The following is a 22,364-nucleotide window of genomic DNA, read 5'->3' as shown; positions in this document are numbered from 1 at the left end:
ATCCTCTTGCTGTTTGTTTGATTCACGCGATGATTGCAGATGAAGTCAAGGTCGCCATATCTTGCGTCGGGGTTGTGCCGCCTCTATTCAAGATGGTCGTACGAGTGCAGATGATTGGGGTCCAGGGAACAATAATGCCACCAAGCGGCGACAATACTCTTCGTGACCAGCTTCAAAACGGTCAAATCACAGCCGTTTCAATCGATACGACGGTCTTCCACTCGCTGTGCCGTTCCGGAAATCTGGACAATCCGATTTTCCGCCAACTCGGTAACCTTTCCACGCTCAGTCTTCGCTTCATCCTTTCCGAGGTCGTTCTCAATGAAGCACACCGCCACTTCGAAAAGGCATGCCGCGAAACAGCTCAGGCCCTGAAGAAGGCGCTGCGCGGATACGCGGGGGCTTGGAAAGGCAATAGGGACCTTGTCGTCCAGGTGCAGGCGGACGGCCGCTTGGCGAATTCTCCAGACGACGCCGCTGCGGAAACGATCAAACGGCTTATCGATGATTTCAAACCTGAGATTCTCGACTTCGATTCCGGAATCAACATCGGAGAGCTCTTTTCGAACTATTTTGGTGGTCGCCGACCATTTACAGCAAGCGACAAGAAGGCGCAATTTCCTGACGCGGTAGCGCTGTCTTCACTTGGAGCATGGGCGGAAACGAACGGCTCGGTACTCGTGGTAAGCAACGATGGAGAGTGGAAATCGTTTTGCGATGAGAGCGAGCACCTATTCGCAGTCGCAACCCTGCAAGAAGCACTCGAACTCATCAAGGAGGGCCGTCCGAAACCGGAGCCGACCAGGAACCTCCTGACGATGTTCATGGCCGATCTCTCTCTCGGGGTGCAGAACGAACCTTCGCTAGCCATCCATTCAGCTATTGAGCGAAGCCTTGAGGAAAGTGCTTTCGCAGATGCCAGTTCTCCCTTCAGTATTGATGCTGAACTTGACTGGGTAGCCATACAGCACCTCCTATTCCCCAGCACAGTGAACGAAGTTCAGATCTTGTCGCTCAATGAGACGTCGCTTCTCTTCGTCATGACGGTGGTCGCCGAGCTCGACGCTAGCGCAAGCTTTTCATTCTTCAACAACGACGAGGGAGAGGAAACGGTTTTTGCAACCAAGAGCGCTAACCGCAGTCTGAGTCATGACTTTGAAGTGTCAGTCCAACTAGTTGCTAGAGGATCTTCATATGAGATCGAAGAAATCGAAGTAGTGCCGGACACGTCGCTTAGGCGCGTACAGTTTGACGACCAAAATCCGTACGACGAAGATTGATCGCATTCATCTGTTCACCATTTTTCACAAACCTTCCCTATTAGTCAGGCGATCGAGTTTTTCGCTGAGGTCCCTTCCAAGCGATTAATTAACGAAATCTACATATTTCTGACACGCGTCCGTCATGTGCAACGACTACTGAGCCTTCCTCATCAGATAAGATGGGGACCGACATGCTCAAGCTAACATCCGTGACACGCCGCTTCGGCAAGCATGCAGCGGTGAAGTCCGTGGATGTTGTGATCCCGCCGGGACAGATGGTCGGCGTCATTGGGCGATCGGGCGCTGGAAAGTCCACGCTTCTTCGTATGATCAACCGCCTGGTCGATCCGTCTGACGGGACAATCCATTTTGGCGACCTCCCAGTCTCGTCGCTACGTGGTAGCGAACTGCGTCGCTGGCAGCGCGACTGCGCCATGATCTTCCAGCAGTTCAATCTGGTGCCCCGTCTGGATGTGCTCACCAACGTTCTTCTCGGCCGCCTGAATCACCGGTCCACAGCGCTGAGCATTCTCAACATGTTCACCCGAGATGAACGCATCATGGCTATCGCCGCTCTGGAGCGGCTTGGCATCGAACAGACCTGCCTTCAGATGGCAGGCACGCTTTCCGGAGGCCAGCAGCAACGGGTAGCGATCGCCCGTGCCCTGATGCAGCAGCCGAAGATGATCCTGGCCGACGAACCTATCGCCTCGCTCGATCCGTTGAATGCCAAGATCGTAATGGATGCCCTGCGCGACATCAACGAGCGCGATGGCATCACCGTCATCACCAATCTCCATACTCTTGATACGGCACGCAACTATTGCGAACGCATCATCGGCATGGCCGCTGGCGAGGTCGTCTTCGATGGCGCGCCGGGTGAACTCACGAGCGAAGCGGTTCGAAAAATCTACGGATCGGCAGCCGACGGCTCAGATATCGATGAGACCATGACGTCGACCAGCATTGATGACGCACGCACGGCTCGCCGCGCAAATGCAAAAGAATCCGCCAGCCAGAAGACCCTGGCACTGGCCCGCGTCTGACGCCCGCCAGGATCGTACGCCCGCGTAAAGGGCAATCGTCGAAACCGAATACCATCCGGCATCAGCCGGACAACGGGAGAATCTCATGATGAAGAAAGCTCTTTTGGGCGCTGTCGCCCTGCTCGCCCTCGCAAGCCATGTCCAGGCCGAAGACCTGAAGGAATTCCGCGTTGGCATCCTGGGTGGCGAAAACGAAGCCGACCGTCTGCGCAACTTCCAGTGCCTCGCAGATACCCTGCCGAAGGCAATCGGCGTCGAGAAGGTTTCGTTCTTCCCGGCCGCCGACTATGACGGCGTCGTGCAGGGCCTGCTCGGCGGCACTCTCGATTACGCCGAACTTGGCGCTTCGGCTTTTGCTAAGGTCTACCTTGCCAAGGCTGACGCGGTCGAGCCGATCCTGACGACGGTCCAGACCGACGGGTCCACGGGCTACTATTCGATCATGGTCGCCCGTAAGGATTCGGGCATGACCAAGCTCGAAGAGATGAAGGGCAAGAAGCTCGGCTTCGCCGACCCGGACTCCGCTTCCGGCTACCTGGTTCCACTCGTGACGCTTCCTGAATCCCTCGGTGGCCCGGTCAAGGAATACTTTGCTGAGACCGGTTTCGGCGGCGGCCACGAGAACCTGGTTCTCGAAGTCCTCAAGGGCAATTTCGCCGCGGGCACGACCTGGGGTTCAGGCGTCGGCGAATTCAAGGACGGCTACACCTCCGGCAATCTGAAGAAGATGGTCGACAAGGGCATTCTCGACATGGACGATCTGGTCGAACTGTGGCGTTCGCCGCTCATCCCGAATGGCCCGATCGTCATCCGCTCGTCGCTGGACAACGACATGAAGGCCAAGTTCAGGCAGTTCATGGTCGATCTGCCGAAGACCGATGCCGCCTGCTTCGCGGCAATCCAGGGTGGCGATTTCACTGGCTACACCGAAGTGAACGTCGACTTCTACAAGCCGATCATTGACGCCCGCAAGGCAACGATCGGCGGCTGATACCTCGCATGACTTACGCCAGCCGGATCGCTCAATCGTTCCGGCTGGTCTTTTATTTTCGCGATTTCTACACCCGGAGTTCCCATGGCTTCCACGATCGGCAATGTCACTCTCGGCGAAAGCGGCCGACTGGTTGAGCGCCACTGGCAGGAACTCGCTGCACGGCGTCGGATGTACACGGCACTTGGGCTGGGACTGCTATTCATCGCGCTTTCCGCGTCGCTCTGGTTCGCGAACGAGACGAACGCAGGCAAATTTTTCGACCGGCTGCCGTACTTCTTCGATTTTACCGAGGATCTTGTGCCGCGCGATGCCATGGAGGTGGTCAGGGCGCTTTTCGACCTGCCCTCGCCCTATGACGATGGGAGCTTCAAATACAATTATCCAGAAGGCCGGCTGTATCTCACCGAGAGTTTCTACATCCCGGAATATTTCCACAAGATGCTCGAAACCGTCAACATCGCGATCCTCTCGACCCTGATCGGCCTTGGCTTCGGGTTCATTCTGAGCTTTCTCGCCGCCAAGAATATCATGCCGAATCCGTGGATTCGCGGCCCCGTACGGCGCTTCATGGAAGTGCTGCGCGCATTTCCGGAAGTCGTCATCGCTGGTTTCTTCCTCGCGGTCCTTTCTCTTGGCGCCGTGCCGGCGATCATCGCTGTGTCGGTCCATACGATCGGTGCTCTCGGGAAGATGTTTTTTGAAGTCGTCGAGAATGCCGACATGAAGCCGGAAGAAGGGCTTCGGGCTGCCGGCGCGAACTGGGTGGAACGCGTCTGGTTCGGCATAGTGCCCCAAGTTATGCCGAACTTTATGAGCTACTTTCTGCTTCGGCTCGAAATCAACGTCCGCGCATCAACGATCATCGGCGCGGTCGGCGGCGGCGGGATAGGCGAGTTGCTGCGCCTCTCGATCGGCCAAGGCCACGAAGCAAAAACCTTGGCGATCGTCTTCCTGCTGTTCATGACGATATTTGGCGTCGATCAGTTTTCAGCATGGCTTCGTCGCCGTCTTGTCGGCGAGCAGGCTTTCCACGCAGTGTCCTGAGGAAATCACAATGAACACGATGCATCCCCAGGAAATGGAAGCCATCGCCGAGAGGCATAAGGAACTGCTGGGACGCTCAAACGGAAAACGCCTGCGCGGCCTGCTGATCGTCGCAGGTGTCTCGTTGTATTTCGTGTTCTGCTGGTGGATGTTTTCCATCGGCGACGTGCTGCGAAACGCAAACTGGTCAATCGCCGGCAGCTATCTGGCGGACTGGGTTTCGTATGAAGTGCGCCCGGAACTCAAGATTGCCCCCGACGGCACGATGAAGATCGACTATGGGCGATATTCGCCTTTGGGAACCAATCCCAATCCTGATTGGGTCGAACTTGAGCACAGGACGGTCGAACGAATTATCAGCACACCAGACGCCACTATCGCTGGCCAGCCTCGCAAGAAGTCGTCCATCAGCTTCATGGCTGCTCCGACAACGAACACGGAGGCGGCTCCGGTTCTTGCGCTACCCACTCCGTCCGCAGAATTAAAAACCGAGGAGGTCATTTCTCGCGCCGTCGTCTCATTTGACGCCGAAACCAGAATTGAGGTTGCGGCCAAAGAGGTGCGGATAATCCACGACGGCGAAACCCTCGTCGCGAATGTAGATGGTCGGGCAGAGACGCTGCCTGTCGGAGAGATGCCGGCTTGGGCTTCTCAAAAGCGGCCTGGGGAGAAGATCGTCCTGTCGTTTGGTGCGAAAGGATGGGCAGAGATCGACGGCGACGAAGTGAGTGTCCGCAAGCGCTTCTTCGGTTGGGCGAACTTCGTGTTCGATACCAACTCGCCCTTCTTCGGAAAAAGCGCGGCCGAAGTGATGTCGCTGATTGCATCCGATGACAGACTGGACCCCGGCCGTTCGAACCTGTCGCTGGCCTGGAACAACATCCTTTACAACGCCGAGTGGCAGCACTTAGACGTCTGGACGAAGTTGCTACAGACAATCGTTATGGCGTTTGTCGGCACGCTTTTCGCATCGCTGCTGGCCTTCCCCTTGTGCTTCTTGGCAGCGCGGAACATTACGCGGAACCGTGTGATGAACCAGGTGACAAAGCGATTCTTCGACTTCCTGCGCTCGGTCGACATGCTGATCTGGGCGTTGTTCTTTACGCGTGCCTTCGGTCCGGGCCCAATCGCCGGCATATCCGCGATCTTTTTCACGGACACCGGTACGTTCGGGAAGCTCTATTCCGAGGCGCTGGAAAACATCGACGAAAAGCAGCGCGAAGGCGTCAAATCGGTCGGCGCTTCGCCGCTCGCGGTCCAGCGTTTTGGCGTTCTTCCGCAGGTGCTGCCCGTGTTTGCCAGCCAGTCACTCTACTTCTGGGAATCAAACACGCGTTCGGCCACCATCATCGGCGCAGTCGGCGCTGGCGGCATCGGTCTGAAACTCTGGGAGGCAATGCGCACGAATTCGGATTGGGAGAACGTGGCCTATATGGTTCTCCTTATACTCGTCGTCGTGTTCGTGTTCGACGGGATTTCAAACGCGCTTCGATCGCGGCTGATGGGCACGACGTGACCGCGAAAACTGGCTAGCAGTAAGAGCGTATGAACAATGCATTCGCAGACGCGGGTAGCAGCCCCTTCTTTTTCGACTCGCTCTACGCCAGGTGTAAATCTGCTGTCGCGTAGTATCGTGCCGATGAGCAGCGAATGGCTTTTGTGCCCTCCGGCGCGTGTAACCGCCACCGTTGATATAAGGGTGGCAGGTCGGCCTTTGGCCCGTTCCGAAGGTGACGACGCTAGCGAAGCGGAAGGACAGCGTTCCGGCGATGGTTGGGAAGGACCGAAATGAGGGCGGCTGACCGTCCGGCCGTGCTGGGGCCGGAAGCAAACTGTCAGGTTTAGGGAATTGTGGTCTGGTGAACGGACTTTTGGGAGAACCAACAACCTGGTTAGCCGCCGGTAAGAATTCCAAAACCGCCAATCTTATGGCATCTCATTGAAACCTGCCGTTTATTAGAAGACTTTTGACTACCATTTGTCATCGCCTTTTGAGATTTACGCGTATCTCATCACCTAGGAACCAACCACCTCCCTCGCTCCACGAAGAGATGATTCCGCGAGTCTCAAGCCATAGGACGAATGCACGATTTTCATCTGATCTTGGCAATCTTGGAGTGTGATATCCTGTCGTGATCTCGGAAAACGGATCTGGAAGCGCCGCAAGCACTTCGCGCGCTTCGTCGACTGTCATTGTCGAGTGAAATTTGTTGAACAGGGAAATCTGCGTCCCAACGGGCCTTGAATTCAGAATCAGTGACCGCGCTTTAGCCGCATCAAGGCCGGATATACGAACGTTGGTGCGGTCAAGAATCGGGCCGATGAGTGCCGCTCGTTTGGGTAGTCCCGTCAGAGTATTCAAATCGATTAGGTCAATTATCGCGCGCTTATCATCATCTGTTATATCGGCTTGAAGGAGCCCTTCTCGGAAGACGTCGTCGAGACCGAACATGTCGGGATCGGTGAGATAAGCTTGGATGTTTTCTGCCACGAAAAGGACCGGCAAGTCTGTATTGACGTCTAGGCTTTCAAGTGTCTCCTTTGAAAAGGTGATCTTGTGCTCCTCTATGAGAGTGGTGAGCTTTGCTGAATCAAGGCTTTGAGGAAAGCTCGTGAACATATTGGGGATCGCTCGGAGATATTCCCGATAGCCGTCATCGCTCAGTGCATTCGCGTTAACAAGGAATTGGCGTAGCCGCAGCGTTCCTGGATCGTTAGCCAAACGGTCGCTCAGTATTGCCGCGCGCACATCTTTCCGATCAAGATAGGCCACAAGGATTTCCGCCGCGAAGCCACTGCCTGCCATGAACGAGATACAATTTTTCCATGTCGGCACGATCCGTCGCAGCTCAAATACCATGGTGTGGGACTTCTCTGGAACACCCTCCAACGTTGGCAGGAGAGCCGTCTGTCGACCAAGAAATTCACGAAGATTGTTTTCGTCAAGCTCGTCCCGGCCTAGGAGATCGGTTATGGCTGCAGCATCTTCTTCGGCATTGTCCTGTAGTTCGAGCAGCACGTCGCTAAGATAAAGTTCAAGGTCGCGTTCAACCCTGGTGATCAAGGCAGGATCTTTGAGCGAACGCAGCGTCGTGTAATTACGCTCCCGAAACGCTACAAGATCGGTCTCGCCCAGAACTTCGGAAAAGACATGTTCCAGATTGGCAACCGTGAGTTCATAGCGCCCTCGTCTAACCATGAAGCGCACGATGCCAGTAGACCTCGCGATGGACGGGAGGTCTCGAATCTCGAAGCCAATGCGATCGAGGCGTTCTGGTGCCAAGTCAGGTGCAAGTGCCAAAATTTCAGGGAGTTTCGCTGCGACGAAATCAGGGAACTCGACGCGATCGCGTGCTATAGTTTTTAGGGCCCCTTCCGGCAGGTTGGTTACCAACTGTGTGATATGAGAAAGATTGCGCTTGCTGGCGATTGCGGTCGGAACGAATTGCTTCCATCCGTCCGCGAGGCGCGAAAGCAATTCGGGGACAGCGCGCCCGGTTGCGTAATAGGCCTCGCAGAAATCTTCGCAGACTTCAAAATGGGATGCGATGAACTCTAAGAGCCTACGAGTCTGTTCGCTGTAACGGATTGGCTCGCTCAGAATGCAGTCAACCAATTTGACGTTGAGGACATAGCTTTGCTCGAAGTCCGCTTCGCGCATCGCTGCGATGACCTCATTCGCGTTGTCAATCTGAAAGCTGGGGGCGGGGGTAACGAACGCCCGTATCTGCCGCAGAAACTTATTATCGTCGGGTGACAGCCGACCAGAGTGGAACAGCGACGTATATTGATAATAAGTATCGTCGAGATGCCCTTCTAAAATCAAGAAGCGGGCCAGTTCTCCCTTCTCGCCAAAGCCATCGAAAAGATCGGTTACGTGCTCCGCGCCGGACCGCACAAGTTCTTTGAATTCGGTTGTTCGTAGAGTGGCGCTCTTCGCTCTAAGCTCGCGGATCCGTCCCAAGCTCTCGCTCTTGTTGGCATCAGTTTTATCTTCGATCTCTACCTTGCGCTGCAGGTAGGTCTTGTGGCTATCCACTTCATGCTGGAATGTAGAGATATCGATCCGCTGTGGGTTATTGTAGACGGAGCGGGCGATAATTTGCTTTGCTGCGATTACCTGTTCAAGCGAGTCTTGTCCAACAAGCTGGGGAAGCGTGATCCAAGCTCGCCCTTCAAGACTGACGCTGTTTGAGTCCGCAGGTAGCTTCTCGATGAGTGCCATTGCGTAGATTCGGCGCAACTCCTTAAGATCAGAAGGCGTCTGCCGCTCGGCGATATCAATTTTTTGTTCTATTTCCGCTATCTCCGCCTTGCAGGCGGCCTCTGCGTGGCCAACAAGTTCATCGTGGCGACCCAGAAAGTCAGCGAGATTGCCTTCGCCCCGGTGCAATTGTTCGAAATCCCTAGGGTAGACATTCTTATATATAAGGATTGCAAGCAGCTTGTTGGCGTTGAGAGTATTCTCGTCGTCGGTTTCTAGGTTGGCGACGTAGATGGCATATTCATTGAAGATATTCTGAATAAGCCTTAGGTCATTTAGGTATCTTGATACCTCTCGAAGGAACTGCCGATTAAGGCGGTCGTCGAGTTCAAGCCTCTTTCCTTGTTCCAGCACCATATCGATCGAATTCGAAGCGTTGATGATCGGTATAACGGGAATGATGAATTCAAAGAACTTGGTCCGATCCGTATTAACAAACACATCGTCGCGTAGGGCGTAAAGAAATCTAATGGTTCGCCTGATTCCCGCGTTCTCGTTCACTAAACTGTTGATTTCACGCAATGTCACGAATATTTCGGTATCTTCGAAGCGGTCCAGATCCTCGATGATTACGAGATCATGATCTGTTGACTGGAAGAAGTAGATGATCTCATCCAAATGACGGTTAAGTACTGAATCTAAATTGTCCGATGCGGGCCTTATTTCTATGTCCTTTAGAGAGATGCTTTTTAGAGACAGCCCAAAGCTGGCGACATAAAAGTGGTGCAGCACAACCCATAAAAAAAGCAACGAAAACCCGAAGACTCCGAATTTAGGCCAATTGCTGAATGCAAGTGGATCGAAAAAGGTGCCGCTAATTATTGGTTCCCGCTTTGTGAATACGTACCAGAGCGAAAGTAAGCCGAACATGATGTACAGCGATTTGAAGATCGACAAGACGCCAGGGGACTGAATTCGCTTAAATCGCGACAGTGGAAGTTTGTTGGCATCTGCACCGTACAGCATTTGTTGCAGTATGCTTCTTTCAATCTCCTGTCGGCTCACTTTGAGACTTGGGGTTTTAGCTTCTTTGTCGCTTGGCGGGCTGGCTTCTTTCACGAACGCCGCGAGAGATATGTGAAGTGCAGGTATTCGGTATCTTTTCAGGAACGATTGGATAATGCTGCTTTTTCCTGAACCATAAGGCCCCGTCAGCGCTATATTGTTCACCTTCGGGTCTGTAGTGGCGAAGAGTAAAGCTTCGGAATATACACCGTCCTTGTCAGCTTGGTCGGTCGGTGCAAGATTTACAAATTTTGCTTTTGTGACGGCGGGCCGACCGATACCTTCCAAGAAGACGCCAAAATTAGTGAACCAGCCACCCAGCCGATTTGTTAATGTTGCAATGCGGTTGCCCATAAATACCTAACTATCACCGATCCAAGCGATAAATCTCACTGAGGAGCCGGAAAAAACCTACTTTTCATCTCCAAGAACTCCGCATTTGCGAATCGATCACTAGAGTCCCACTGTCCGCAATCATAGCGGGAAGTCGCCATAGGTATAGTCTCGATGATTGGCAGCTTTCGGGCGCTCACGGTATCAGCCGCAACGACCGAGATGGAGGCGCAAAGCGGCAACCCCGTTAACAGCAGCTTTCAAGGAATGCGGTCGAGCAGCCAATAATGCTTTTCCGGGGGGCTAAATGACCGTCAATCCATTGTACTTGACATGAAAGGATCGGTATCGGGATTGTAAGAAACAACGGTATTGGCGATGACGATGCTCATACTTGGACCTGGAGATACCGGCTCGGATTCGAGCTCGGCGGCATGCTCCGCACAAAGCGTCGCATACAGCATGCCATTGTACGTCAGGACGCCGCGTCGGCCACAACGCTCGCAGACGTGGAATGATCTTGCCTCAGCCAAGTAATATGCCTCGTCTATCCCCATCCAGCTTCCTTGCTGGGTATCCGCCATTCTGTAGTAGATCCTGAGACCTCCCATTTTCTCTTTGATTTGAAGCAAATGAAGGGTCCCCCCTCCGGCTGCGGTCACCCCCTCCGCAATCGCGAGGAAGGCGTGGATGATCTCAGCCCAGCCATCTCCGCATTCAATGCCAAATCTCAAATTCCCGAAAGTCAGATGTGGATATCGGCCCGCCAATACGGCTATCGTGTCCATCTTCGCCCTCTCTTGTCATTGGCTGCATAAAGATCCAATCCTTGTCGTCGTGTCTTTTCTGTACGACTGTGCGCAATCTCCCCATGTCTGCCGATCATCCACGCCATGATTTGACACCGGGAAAGTTTGACGAATTCGCAGCGTAATCGCGGGTACAGCCTTCCATTTAGGGTGAGGTCGCAAGAACTTTGCCGAGTTCCCCGTAGGGCTTCAGTCCCTGCGACTGGCTAATTGCGCATTTTTATCTGCCGTTCGGACACTAGCTTGGCCGCTAGCTCCTTCAACTTGTCTTTGTGCTTGTTCAGGTCGTGCTTCGCCCTGTGCCACTCCTCCCGAAGGATTCGATCAACTTCGGAACGGAAGTGCGCAGGAGGTCGATAAGATTCGTTGACGCGTCGATAGTCGATCTCGAAGTGGGGGCTGCCCCCCATACCAAAACTCACGACCATCCGTGTCGCAATCCGTGTTGCCTCATCCAGGTCCGAACCAAGGATTCCCGCTCCTCCCACAGAGCGATCCTGCTGAACGACGTCTTCGGCCGCCATTCCCGCCAGAGCAATGCGGATTTTTGCCCGAAGAAACTGTTCCGTCGGCAAGGCATGCTCCGTGAAATCGCATGTCATGCTGCCAGCGGGCTGCAGGCTGCCTTCGACGATCGTGTCCTTGAGTTTGACGGACACAATGTCGACGAACCTAGAGGCAATGGCAACGAGCGCGTGACCGCACTCGTGTGTCGCAATGCGCAGAAGGGAAGCATCATCGAGTTTGGTCAACGCCGGCATGCTTGCTTCAACGTCGGCAAACTCAACATTTCGGCCGTTCCCTCGTGCGACCCTTTTCGCTGCACGCGCCAAACGTTCGAGATCGGCGGGCGTGAGGCCCTCGAGATGCTCGGTCAGCGGTATCAACAGTTCAGGCGAGATCGAACCGAGGTGGTAGGCAAGGATGGCAGCCCGCTCGTCCGACGCAGGGAGCCCAAGTTCGATGTACTGTTCGAACCGTCCTGACCTAAAGATCGCCGGTTCTATGTCCCCTGGCCGGTTGGTGGCCGCGAGCAAAATCACGCCGGGCCAGTCGGCCGCGGTGCTGGTAAGCTCAAGGAACTGGTTGACGACCTGGGTCTCGTAAAAGGCGTTAAGACTGCTCCGGTGCTCGCGGTTTCCAACCGAGTCGATTTCGTCGATGAAGAGCAACGCGGGTGATTTAGACCGTGCCTCGTGAAAAGATTCTTGCATAGCGCGAAGCATGTTCCCAAGGTGTCCATCTCCAGCGGATTGCCACCGTCCGGCTGACGTCGAGACCAGTGTGACGCCGAGCTCCGCGGCAAGTGCCTTCGCGAACATGGTCTTTCCGACGCCCGGAGGACCGGCCAGGAGCGCTGCTTTATCCAGAGCCGACCACGCGAGGGACTTGTTTCTCCATGCCGATAGGTCAGTCGCGAGTTTAGACACCCATTCTCGAGCTGGCCCAAAACCCGGTAACTTACCTAGACGCGGCCCGTCGGAGGCGTCTGAATCCTTTTCCCGATGAAGGGTGTTGAAGTCCACATCCTCAAGTGAGTATCGGCAGACCAGCGCCTCGATCATGTCCCAGTCTTCACCCGCCACAGCTTCTGCGGTCGTGGCGTCGAGGCAGGGCCGCCGCGCCAGCTTGCGGACGGCGTTCAGATGCCGAGCAGTCGGCTTCTCGACGGTTACTGTGGCGTCGGCTGCGATCCGGACTGAGGGAGACAGTGCCTCAATATTGTCGGTGAGGACGATTGTCTGGGCATTGTACGTCAGAAGATCGAGCCCAACCGCCTTTTTCGAGCCTAACTGCTTCGACACCACGCGGTGCATAGATGTCTCCGCGTTGAAAAACGCGCGTGCTTGGCCGGAAAACAGGAGTTCCCCAGCGCGTTCGAAACGGGGGAACCAACTCTTGTCAACAATGACAATCATCAGCCCGCCGGCGCCTCCCCGAAACTGACACGTCGGCTTCAATGCGCGCCGTATTAGGAAATACGCGAGCATCACGCCGGGCCGCTTCTTGACCTCTTTAAACGCGGCCGAGGTCATTCGATGCTTCATGACAAGGCCCTCGGCCTGGGCTCGCCGAGCCGATACCAGCGGCTCAGTGTGCGAACGAAATATTCGTCATCGGCGCGGAGGTGCGCGTAGACCTCGCTGGTGACGATCCCGTGCCCATCGGGCAGCGACGGGTGTCCTTCGACGACGCCTTCCAGACAAGGCACTTTTCGCGATGAGTAAGTCCATTGATCCAGGAAGGGCACTGCCATTAACGCTGGCGGCGAGATAGCGCCGGCTTCCAGCCGTTCGAGGTCGGCGACCAATTTCTTCAAACGCCTGATTTCCTCGGTAATGCGGGTGAGCATGATTCGTCATTCCTATGAGATCAAAAAGCGCGGCCAAGGATTCACTGAGAATCACAGGCGCCTTATCGGCGCCAATGGCGTCTACATATCGTCATTGGTTTGTGGGCGTCAACTATTTTGGAGAAAGGTTTTGATCCGCCCGACGATCGTGCTTAGGAATCCTTATGCGGCCTGCACCACCGAAAATTTTGAAGATTGCCAGGGAATTCCTTGGACTCAGCCAAGACGACGTCGAGGCTGTGTTTGGAGTTTCTCGAAAAACCATCCAGCGCTTAGAGCGAGGTGACAATGTCGTCGTACACTATGCTAACAGCCTGCAAAGTTTCTATGAGGCTCAAGGAATCGAATTCGTTCAGCCCGCTGACGGCAAGGGTTGGGGTGTGTTCAACGCAAACACGAGGGACGATCCAAATTCTCTGAACACACTTGGTGTACTTCCGCCGTCGAAGCGAACAAAGACTACAAACTGAACCATACGAAGGCACGGGACCCTATATATTGTCTGCTTCATTCGGATGCAGACTATGCGCCAAGCAGGATATCCCGTCGCAGATGGCGTCGATGCAGGTCGGCACGACGGACTACAATCCGTGTTGGTGAACGTAGCTAAGCCTTATCGGCATCGCCCGTCTGACACCTCATGGAACATTATTTTTCGTAAAGAACGTCGTAATCGCCGGCAAAAACGAGAATCGTTTTTGCCTATAAATCAATTAGTTAACTCCAAAGAAACGAAAATTTGTCACGAGAAAAAATTCTAATTAAGCGCATACTAAGCGCGCTGATGAAGTGGATTGCTCTCGGTGCCGGATATTACCGCAGCTCAGCTAAAAACGAAGCGCGGTTAAAGTACCGGATATTTTCAATTTCTTGTTTTCATTCTATGCATCGCCTCGACCCTACATCGCGTTTTGGACTGAGCTGGTAACCTTATGTTTATTTGCAGTTTTATTCAAACCACCCTATCTCACGAGAGTTTCTGTATGCGTGAATCTGTTTCGATATGGGTGAATCTGCTTCGCTCTAGGCCAGCTTTTGCTTCGCTTTAAAGTGGGTTCAACAGATGCGAAGTCACTCCGCAAAGGCATTCCGCGCCCGAGATACATCATGATTATTGATGCAAGAGATCAATTATATTCGCTTGAATGATGAATGGCCGTACGGCATTACTATCTCATGGTCGCGACCTTTTGATGCCTCCCAGTCAAAAGGAACCAGAACAATGGCATTCTTCAGTTTAGAACATAGCTCAAAGCCAAGGCATTCGTCCTTTGCGTCAACCGTTTTCGGTCTGAGTGCGCGTGCTGTCGCCTCGTGGAAGCGTCGTCGTGCCGAGCGGGCCCTGGAAGGCCTCTCCTACGATACGTTGAAGGATATCGGCTTCCCATCCGCCGACAGAACCACTGGAGCTGCATCGAAACGATGATGCAGGCAGCAACGGCCTGTGACGGTCAGCCGTGTCGAAAAACCGTCGATCGTATCTAGCAAAGGGCATTTCGGCCATGACGGCGGAATGCCCTTTTTGCTTGTCTCGGGCCTCACAGCTTGCATGGCCTATTTCCGACACCTGCCACTGCCCCTGCCGTAGGTCGCAAACTGTCGCTAACACATCCGGAAACGGGTCGTAAAAACCGGTTGCAACTCGCAGACGCAAGACGAGAATGCGACATTTCCGTCGTTGATAACGAAGCTTTTGGCAGTTTTCCGACCATTTTGCCGCTTTCGGCGGCACGCTGCGCAAAAGCACAAGCATTTATTTCTTCCCAGTCGCTGGCGTCCATGTCAATGTCGCGTTCAGGAAAGCTCGATAGCGCTTTTCCACGTGACAAATGCGACATCTGCGGCGCATGGGACCTACGATGAACAAGCCACTGACCAAAAAGCGATCTCTCGTCTTCTTCCTCGTGCCCAACTTCTCGATGCTGCCGTTTTCTGCGGCGATCGAAACGCTGCGCATTGCCAACCGTATGCTGGGCTACGAGGCCTATACGTGGCGCCTCTCCTCGACGGACGGCACGCAGGTGCTCTCGTCCAGCGGCATCGGCCTTGAGGTCAATACCTCGCTGGCCGACGAGCGGAAATTTCTCGGCGGCGAAAACCGCCCCTCGATGGTGCTGGTCTGTTCCGGCATCTATGTCGAAGACTTCAACAACAAGTCCGTCAATGCTTGGCTGCGTGAAGTCTATAATCGCGGTGTCTCGGTCGGGAGCCTCTGTACGGGCGCCCATGTGCTGGCGTCTGCCGGCCTTTTGACGGGCAAGCGCTGCGCCATTCACTGGGAAAACCTGCCGGGCTTCGCAGAAACCTTCCCTCAGGTCGATGTCTATGCCGATCTCTATGAAATCGACAGCAACATCTACACCTGTGCCGGCGGCACCGCCTCGCTCGACATGATGCTGAACCTGATCGACCAGGACTTCGGCGAGAACCTTGTCAACCGCGTCTGCGAACAGGCCCTGACCGACCGCGTGCGCGGCCCGCATGACCGCCAGCGGCTGCCGTTGCGCGCGCGCCTCGGTGTCCAGAATGCCAAGGTCCTGTCGATCATCGAACTGATGGAAGGCAATCTCTCAGAACCATTGTCGCTTCTGGAGATTGCCGACAGTGCCGGCTTGTCGCGCCGCCAGATCGAACGCCTGTTTCGCCAGGAAATGGGCCGCTCCCCTGCCCGCTACTATCTGGAGATCCGCCTCGACCGTGCCCGGCATCTGCTGGTTCAATCGGCCATGCCGGTGGTCGAAGTGGCAGTCGCATGCGGTTTCGTCTCGGCGTCGCACTTTTCGAAGTGTTACCGCGAACTCTACAATCGCTCGCCCCAGCAGGAGCGCGCCGAACGCAAGCTGACGCTGCAGGCTGCGCGGTGACACCTACCAAGGGTCTGTGATAGGAACCCATCGATCCTTGGTATCAATTGCTCGTTGGATGATATGGGACGGCGCCGCATTCCGCCCGCGCCGTCTTTCCTATGATGCCATGGATTTGAGCAGGGTCAGTTCCGAGACGATCCGGTTGCGGCCGTCATATTTCGCCATATAGAGAAACTGATCGGCTGCATTCAGATAGTTGTCGAAGGATTCGAGCCCCTCGATCGTCGCAAGACCGATGGATACCGTGACCGACAATTCCTCGTCATCGGCAACCACTTTTGCCTGCGCTAGATCAAGCCGCAGGGTTTCGCAGAAATCGCTGGCGGCTGCGACATCAAGCCCGTTGAAAAGCACCCCAAACTCTTCGCCACCAAGGCGGGCGAGCAGATGATCCTCTCCGACAAGCGCACGCAGGCGCTTGGCAACGGCTTTTAGCACGAGGTCGCCAACCTCGTGTCCGTACGTATCGTTCAGCCGCTTGAAATGGTCGATGTCGAGGATGGCAATCGAGGTCGTCTCACCCCGGCGCAGGCACTGCTCGACAAGCCGGGGCCCATGCTGGAAAAAATAGCGGCGGTTGTAGATATCGGTCAGATAGTCGCGTGCGGCGATCCCATGCAGAGTCTGGATGCGCTTTTGGATGCTGGCAACCTGAAACACCCGGCTGTTGAACTCGTCCACCAGGAATGGCTTCTGGATGAATTCGGTACCGCCGCTTTGAAGGAACCGCGCCGCTTGCTGACGATCGCTGATAGCAGCCAAGGCGATGACGCTTAGCGTATCCTCGCCATATCGCTGGCGGACTTCGGCAAGCAGCCTATAGGCGGTCATGTCGGATAGGCAAAAGTCGGTTACGACCAGATCGAAACAATCGCTGGTATCGAGCAGATGCAACGCTTCGATGCCGCCGCTCGCCGGCGTTACGCAAAACTGCTGTTGCCGTAGATGCCCCAGAAGCTCCGCCCGCGACGCCGGATCGGAATCCACCAGCAGTACATTCGTCCTGACATTGGTCAGCGCCCGATCGACGACGGAAATCACATGGCTGATGGAATCAGGCTGGCTCTTGATGACGCAATCGACCACCTTGCGGCAGAGGATATCTTCACGCGTACTGTTGTTGAACGACCCCGTGAAGACGATTGCGGCGATGTTCTGCGAAATCACATATTCAAGCGCTTCGCAATTCGGCGCGTCCGGCAGATTGAGATCGAGCACTGCGACGGAAAAATCAGCATCCGCGGTTTCCACAGCCTGCCGGAGCGCGGCCAAGGAGCCGCAATGCGTGACTTCGACGCCATGCGCAGTCTCCAGACCATGCTTGAGAACCGTAGCAAACATACGGGAATCCTCGACCAGAAGCATTCGTTTCCCCGAATGTTTCTGGATATGGTTTCCCCGCGCCAGCGCCTTGCGAAAGCTCACGTGCCATCAATCCCATGGTGAGCCCAGGGCGTTCCTGTTAACGAACGCTGGCTCTCATAAATTATCGTTATGCGGATAGTTGCCCTGATAGAAGCAGAGCACGCCCCTAGTCCCTTCATTGCATTCAACTGGCATGCGCTTGCGATTTGGTTAAATCATCAGGCTGAATAATCAAGAATGGCACCGGAAACACACAAATGTCACATTTCCGGCAGCCCAAATTTCTAATTTAGAAACACAATTCTATACGGAAGCTTTCTTTGCAATTTTTGCACCCAACGTCTGGATTTTTGTCAACGTATCCAGGTTCTGGTTCACGCGGCAGTAAAACTCTTCATTGACGAAGGGGCGCAACATGAAATCGTTGCCGCCAGCCTTCAAAAACCGTGCCGACAACAACCGGTTGGCCGAGGAAGACACTCCGATAATACGCAACTGATGCGGGCCATAGGTGCTACGGATACGGCGGGTCAGTTCGAAGCCGTCGATATCGGGCATGTTGTAGTCGGTGATCACCAGGCCGATATCCGGATGCTTCTTCAGCAATTCAAGCGCAGCAGCGCCGCTCTCAGCCGAACTGGTGCGGAAATTGTAGCGCTTCAACTGCGTCGTCAAAAGCGCACGCGCAGTCGGGCTATCATCGACGATCAGGACATGGTGCTGGTGATTGGTGAGGAACCGGCAAACGGACTCGGCCAGCATATCGACCGCGAAAACGCTATCCTTGATAACATAGTCGACGATATCCTTGGCAAGGATCGTTTCACGGGTGTTTTCCTGAAAGGTCCCGGTAAAAACGATCGTCGGCACACTCATGTCGATGAGATAGGACAGAGCTTCGCCGTTTTCCGCGCCGGGCAGATTGATGTTGGAAATGGCGAGTGTTGCCGGAAATGAGGCGTTCTCGACGGAAAACTGCAGATCGTCATAGTCACGGCAGACGATCACGTCGATGTCAAAAAGCTCCTTCAGCCTCTTGGAGACCATGGCGGAGAAGAGATTGGAATCTTCGGCAAGCACAATACGATGCTGCTGCAAGGATTCACCGGAATAATACATTCCGGACACGCCGAAAAATGACATTGATCGCCTATTTGAAAAGTTGTCCCCGAGGCCAAGCTACGCAGAAAGGTTTTCGCAGACGTTAACTGCTTGCTGAAATAAGCGGCGGTATTCCGGCAAATGAAAAGCACGCAAGACCGCCGGTTTTCAACGTCATTGGCAATAACGATGGGCCCCATGGCGCGCCGTAGTTTCATTAGATCGACATCGCCGCCACCCAGACATCAACGCGGCATCGAAACGGCATCGAAACGGCATCGAAACGGCATCGAAACAAGATGAGCGAGCCCGGTGCTATTTCACAACGGCCGATCCATTGACGATCTCGATGGTCTCATCGCCCTGCAGACCGATACGGTCACCGCTCGGCGTCGTGATGAAACAGCCGCTCGGGCAGATCGATTCTGTGCCGCCTGCGCTGATGGCGACTTCCATGCGGCTTTCGCCTTCAACGACGACCAGCACCGCAGCGTCGGCATCCTTGTTGGTCACCGTCGCGGACCATGCCGGAAGGGACGTCATGACAGTCAGAACACATGCACTTACGAATGTTTTCATTGCCCATCAGCGCGATAGCGCCGCCCCTTTTTGAGCCTCCCGCTGCCCGGATAATAAACCCGGAAAAGACAAGACGCCTTTTCACCCCGCATTAGACTAACGCACACAAGTGAAATTGCATGATAAATATTGCGGGGCGGCTGAATAGAGGCTGAATAGCCCGCATAACCGGCGTTCATCTGCGAAGGCCGCTCGGCGCAGGGGAGCGATCTTGCCCCACACTGGACAGACTGTACCGGTGACGCCGGCAGCATGCGCATGACGAAGAACGCGGCACATATCTGGCCGATGATGCCATGGAACGGAAGCCGCAGAGAGCCTCAGTTCTTGGACGGCCGCGTAAAGAACTGCTGGAACAGTTCCTCCGACCTCTGGAGGCCCTCATTCGTCAAGGTCAGGGATTTCGACTTACCGACCGGATCGCTGATGAAGCCCTTCTTGTGAAGACGGCCCGTCGTTTCCCAGTCAAAGCTTTTCCAGGCGTAGCGCTCGTCGTGAAGCGTCAGCCTCAACAGCGCCAGAACCACTTCGTCGATCTTGTCCTCGTCGATATCCATTCAGCGACCTCACCCCGGGGGATAACTGAAAATCTGCGGCCTTCGCCGGAAGGATAGATCGAACACCCCCAACCGGCAAATTGAAAGCTTTTGGCGAAAGGAAAAAAGGCGTACCCGCTCGATTGAGTGGATGGGCCGGATCGTTTTCAGGCAGCCGAGTGAAGATCAGCTCTTCGGCTTGAGGTTTTCCGGATCATAGAGCGGCTTGTAGCCGATCCCGACCACCTCGACCGGGTAGGTCTCGGCAAAATACTCGATGTTCAGCTTGCGGCCCACCTGGCAATAGCCATGAGGAAGATAGGCGAGTGCGATGTTCTTGCCGATGGTCGGGCCAAACGCGATGGAGGTCGTGTAGGAACGGCGGCCGAGGTCGTCGATCAGCACCGCACCGGTTTCCGGGTCCATGACCGGCAGGTTGCCGAGCGGATAGCGCTTCACCCCGGTCTTGTCGGTATTTTCCGTCATCAGGAGCGTGCAGAGCATAGCGGGCTGATGCGCACGCGCCTTGTACTCCAGATGTTTCTCCTTCCCGCGGAAATCGGCTTCCTTGACCTTCGGGCGGGCAAGGTCGGCCTCGATGAGGTTGTACTGGGTGAGAAGGTCCGCATTCTGCAGGCGCAGGCTCTTTTCCATGCGGCGCGAGTTGGCATAGGTCTCCACGCCGAAGGCCATGACGCCGGTTGCCCGCAGCGCATCCCAGACGGCAAGGCCGTCCTCGTATTTCATGTGCAGTTCCCAGCCCTGCTCGCCGACATAGGAGATGCGGAAGGCGGTAACCGGCCTGCCGCCGATCTCGATCTGCTTGATCGCGGCGAAGGCGAAGTTTTCCGCATCAAGGCCCGACGGATCAGCGACGACCTTCTTCAGCGTATCGCGGGCATTCGGCCCCCAGATACCGATGGTGATGAATTTTTCGGTCACATCGGTGATGGTGACGTCGAGGCCACGGTCTTCGGCAACGCGGCGCATGTAATGGAAGTCGCGCGGGCCGGCATCGGCGCCATTGATCAGACGGCAGCGGTCGGCCATGCGGATGACGGTGAAGTCGGCGCGCACCATGCCCTCGTCATCGAGGAAGTGGGTGTAGATGCCCTTGCCGATGTTGCCGTCGCCGCCGATCTTGGCAGCGCACAGCCATTCGAGAAGCTCGACATGATCCGGTCCCTCGATATCCACCATGTGAAAATGCGAGAGGTTGACGATGCCACAATCATCGGTCATCGCCAGGTGCTCGGCGTTGGAGACGCGCCAGAAGTGGCGGTTGTCCCACTCGTTCTCGCGCACCGGAACCTTGTCGCCATATTTTTCCAAGAGGTGCTCGTTGGCGGCATAGCCGTGCGCACGCTCCCAGCCGCCGAGTTCCATGAAATAGCCGCCGAGTTCCTTTTCGCGCTCGTAGAACGGTGAACGTTTAATGTTGCGCCCGGTGCCGTAAGGCTCGCGGTTGTGTACGGCCGGGAAATAGATTTTCTGCGCAGCCTCGTAGGTGCGGCCCTCGATGAACTTTTCTTCCAGCTGGTGCGGGTAGAAGCGCGCATAATCGATGCTGTTATGGTCGATCTCGGTGCGCCCATCAGTCATCCAGTCGGCAATCAACTTGCCGTAGCCGGGGCCATCCTTGACCCAGATGGCGACGCAGTACCAGAGGCCCCGCACCTTCTGGCTCTCGCCGCACGAGGCGCCGCCACCGGCGGAGACTTGCAGCAGGCCGTTAAACGAGTGGCTTTCATTATAGCCGAGCTCGCCCAAAATCGGCGTCAATTCCATGGCGCGTTCGAGCGGCTCGAGGATCTGCTCCATGTCGAGGTCGCGCTGCGACGGCGACAGGCGCGCCTCATGCTTTTCCAGGATGTCGCGCGGGTGGCAAAGGCGCGGATTGGTGGTCTCGTAGTACCCCCACTCGATCTGGCCGCCCTCTGTGGTCTTCGGGTCGCCGGTGTCGCGCATATAAGCGGAGTTGCCCTGGTCGCGCAGCAGCGGAAAGCCGATTTCCTTACCGGTGCCTTCGAACTCGTTGTACGGACCGAAAAAGGTGAGCGGGTGGTCGACTGGCATGACCGGCAGATCCTCGCCGACCATTTCAGCAATCAGGCGACCCCAGATGCCGGCACAGACGATGACGTGATCGGCCAGGATCGTACCGCGATGGGTGACGACGCCCTTGATGCGTCCACCTTCAACGATCAGCGACTTGGCCGGCGTGTTGCCGTAGACCTGCAGCTTGCCGGACTTTTCGGCGGCATCGACCAGCTTTCCCGCAACCGTCTGCGAACGCGGCACGACAAGGCCGGCATCTGGATCAAACAGGCCGCCCATCACCTGATCTTCCTCGATCAGCGGAAACATTTGCTTGATTTCAGCCGGCGAAACGTAATGTGCGCGGGTGCCAAACGCCTTGGCGGAGGAAAGCTTGCGCTTGATCTCTTCCATCCAGGTGTGATCGCCGGTACGCGCGACTTCGAGACCGCCGATGCGGGCGTAATGACCCATCTTCTCGTAGAAATCGATCGAGTACTGGGTGGTCCAGACCGAGAGATAGTCGTGGCTGGTCGTGTAACAGAAGTCGGACGCATGCGCGGTCGAACCGATGTCGGTCGGAATGCCCGACTTGTCGATGCCGACGATATCGTCCCATCCCCGCTCTATCAGGTGATGGGCAATCGATGCACCGACGATGCCCCCCAACCCGATGATGACTACCTTCGCCTTTTGCGGAAACTCTGCCATTGCGTGCGACCCTGATTGAATATTGAAACCGGATTTTAGAGTTTGCGCCGGCGACAGT

General features: G+C 55.4%; 17 protein-coding genes. 8 read left to right on the top strand and 9 right to left on the bottom strand.

Annotation, left to right across the window (positions count from 1 at the left end; all coding sequences use genetic code 11):
* The first annotated feature begins 29 nt into the window (after positions 1–29).
* The 5 genes from ACP7E0_RS31230 to phnE (ACP7E0_RS31210) all read left to right on the top strand — a co-directional run bounded on the left by ACP7E0_RS31230 (position 30) and on the right by phnE (ACP7E0_RS31210) (position 5,862).
* Positions 30–1,280: a PIN domain-containing protein gene (locus tag ACP7E0_RS31230; protein WP_426130814.1), complete on the top strand. Its 1,251-nt coding sequence runs from the start codon at positions 30–32 to the stop codon at positions 1,278–1,280.
* 173 nt (positions 1,281–1,453) lie between these two features.
* The gene (gene phnC, locus ACP7E0_RS31225) at positions 1,454–2,308 is read left to right on the top strand and encodes a phosphonate ABC transporter ATP-binding protein (protein ID WP_426130812.1); all 855 of its coding nucleotides are present in this window, start codon (positions 1,454–1,456) and stop codon (positions 2,306–2,308) included.
* Between the two features lie 85 nt (positions 2,309–2,393).
* Positions 2,394–3,299: a phosphonate ABC transporter substrate-binding protein gene (phnD, locus tag ACP7E0_RS31220; RefSeq protein WP_426130811.1), complete on the top strand. Its 906-nt coding sequence runs from the start codon at positions 2,394–2,396 to the stop codon at positions 3,297–3,299.
* Positions 3,300–3,383: 84 nt separating this feature from the next.
* Positions 3,384–4,346 carry a phosphonate ABC transporter, permease protein PhnE gene (gene phnE / locus ACP7E0_RS31215; RefSeq protein WP_426130809.1) on the top strand — a complete coding sequence of 321 codons (963 nt, stop codon included), beginning with the start codon at positions 3,384–3,386 and terminating at the stop codon, positions 4,344–4,346.
* Between the two features lie 10 nt (positions 4,347–4,356).
* Positions 4,357–5,862 (top strand): phosphonate ABC transporter, permease protein PhnE, encoded by a 1,506-nt coding sequence (gene phnE / locus ACP7E0_RS31210; RefSeq protein WP_426130807.1) that lies wholly within the window; start codon positions 4,357–4,359, stop codon positions 5,860–5,862.
* Positions 5,863–6,327: 465 nt separating this feature from the next.
* Here phnE (ACP7E0_RS31210) and ACP7E0_RS31205 read toward each other — a convergent pair whose 3' ends face one another.
* From ACP7E0_RS31205 to ACP7E0_RS31190, 4 genes are all read right to left on the bottom strand, one after another.
* Positions 6,328–9,969: an ATP-binding protein gene (locus ACP7E0_RS31205; RefSeq protein ID WP_426130805.1), complete on the bottom strand. Its 3,642-nt coding sequence runs from the start codon at positions 9,967–9,969 to the stop codon at positions 6,328–6,330.
* Positions 9,970–10,262: 293 nt separating this feature from the next.
* Positions 10,263–10,736: a hypothetical protein gene (locus ACP7E0_RS31200; protein ID WP_426130804.1), complete on the bottom strand. Its 474-nt coding sequence runs from the start codon at positions 10,734–10,736 to the stop codon at positions 10,263–10,265.
* 227 nt (positions 10,737–10,963) lie between these two features.
* Complete coding sequence (locus ACP7E0_RS31195) at positions 10,964–12,805, bottom strand: AAA family ATPase (RefSeq protein WP_426130802.1); 1,842 nt, start codon at positions 12,803–12,805, stop codon at positions 10,964–10,966.
* On the bottom strand, positions 12,802–13,110 hold the full coding sequence (locus ACP7E0_RS31190; RefSeq protein ID WP_426130800.1) for a DUF6634 family protein: 309 nt from the start codon (positions 13,108–13,110) through the stop codon (positions 12,802–12,804). Before ACP7E0_RS31190 ends, ACP7E0_RS31195 begins: the two co-directional genes overlap by 4 nt.
* A gap of 164 nt (positions 13,111–13,274) precedes the next feature.
* On the opposite strand from ACP7E0_RS31190, the gene ACP7E0_RS31185 reads away from it, so the two are divergent.
* The 3 genes from ACP7E0_RS31185 to ACP7E0_RS31175 all read left to right on the top strand — a co-directional run bounded on the left by ACP7E0_RS31185 (position 13,275) and on the right by ACP7E0_RS31175 (position 15,974).
* Positions 13,275–13,580: a helix-turn-helix transcriptional regulator gene (locus ACP7E0_RS31185; protein WP_426130798.1), complete on the top strand. Its 306-nt coding sequence runs from the start codon at positions 13,275–13,277 to the stop codon at positions 13,578–13,580.
* A 752-nt stretch (positions 13,581–14,332) separates the two neighbouring features.
* The gene (locus ACP7E0_RS31180; RefSeq protein ID WP_426130870.1) at positions 14,333–14,536 is read left to right on the top strand and encodes a hypothetical protein; all 204 of its coding nucleotides are present in this window, start codon (positions 14,333–14,335) and stop codon (positions 14,534–14,536) included.
* 433 nt (positions 14,537–14,969) lie between these two features.
* Positions 14,970–15,974: a GlxA family transcriptional regulator gene (locus ACP7E0_RS31175; RefSeq protein ID WP_426130796.1), complete on the top strand. Its 1,005-nt coding sequence runs from the start codon at positions 14,970–14,972 to the stop codon at positions 15,972–15,974.
* Positions 15,975–16,073: 99 nt separating this feature from the next.
* Here ACP7E0_RS31175 and ACP7E0_RS31170 read toward each other — a convergent pair whose 3' ends face one another.
* From ACP7E0_RS31170 to ACP7E0_RS31150, 5 genes are all read right to left on the bottom strand, one after another.
* The gene (locus ACP7E0_RS31170; RefSeq protein WP_426130794.1) at positions 16,074–17,318 is read right to left on the bottom strand and encodes a diguanylate cyclase; all 1,245 of its coding nucleotides are present in this window, start codon (positions 17,316–17,318) and stop codon (positions 16,074–16,076) included.
* 327 nt (positions 17,319–17,645) lie between these two features.
* The gene (locus ACP7E0_RS31165) at positions 17,646–18,485 is read right to left on the bottom strand and encodes a response regulator (protein WP_113314251.1); all 840 of its coding nucleotides are present in this window, start codon (positions 18,483–18,485) and stop codon (positions 17,646–17,648) included.
* 273 nt (positions 18,486–18,758) lie between these two features.
* Positions 18,759–19,022 (bottom strand): hypothetical protein, encoded by a 264-nt coding sequence (locus ACP7E0_RS31160; RefSeq protein WP_426130792.1) that lies wholly within the window; start codon positions 19,020–19,022, stop codon positions 18,759–18,761.
* A gap of 320 nt (positions 19,023–19,342) precedes the next feature.
* Positions 19,343–19,579 (bottom strand): DUF6429 family protein, encoded by a 237-nt coding sequence (locus ACP7E0_RS31155; protein WP_426130790.1) that lies wholly within the window; start codon positions 19,577–19,579, stop codon positions 19,343–19,345.
* 165 nt (positions 19,580–19,744) lie between these two features.
* A complete protein-coding gene (locus ACP7E0_RS31150; protein ID WP_426130788.1) occupies positions 19,745–22,306 on the bottom strand; it encodes a GcvT family protein in 2,562 nt (853 codons plus the stop codon).
* Between the last annotated feature and the right edge of the window lie 58 nt (positions 22,307–22,364).

This window comes from Pararhizobium sp. PWRC1-1, from assembly GCF_049897905.1.
GTDB lineage: Bacteria > Pseudomonadota > Alphaproteobacteria > Rhizobiales > Rhizobiaceae > Pararhizobium.
Note: the sequence above shows the minus strand (reverse complement) of the source record. Positions and strands in the feature narration are given on the sequence as shown.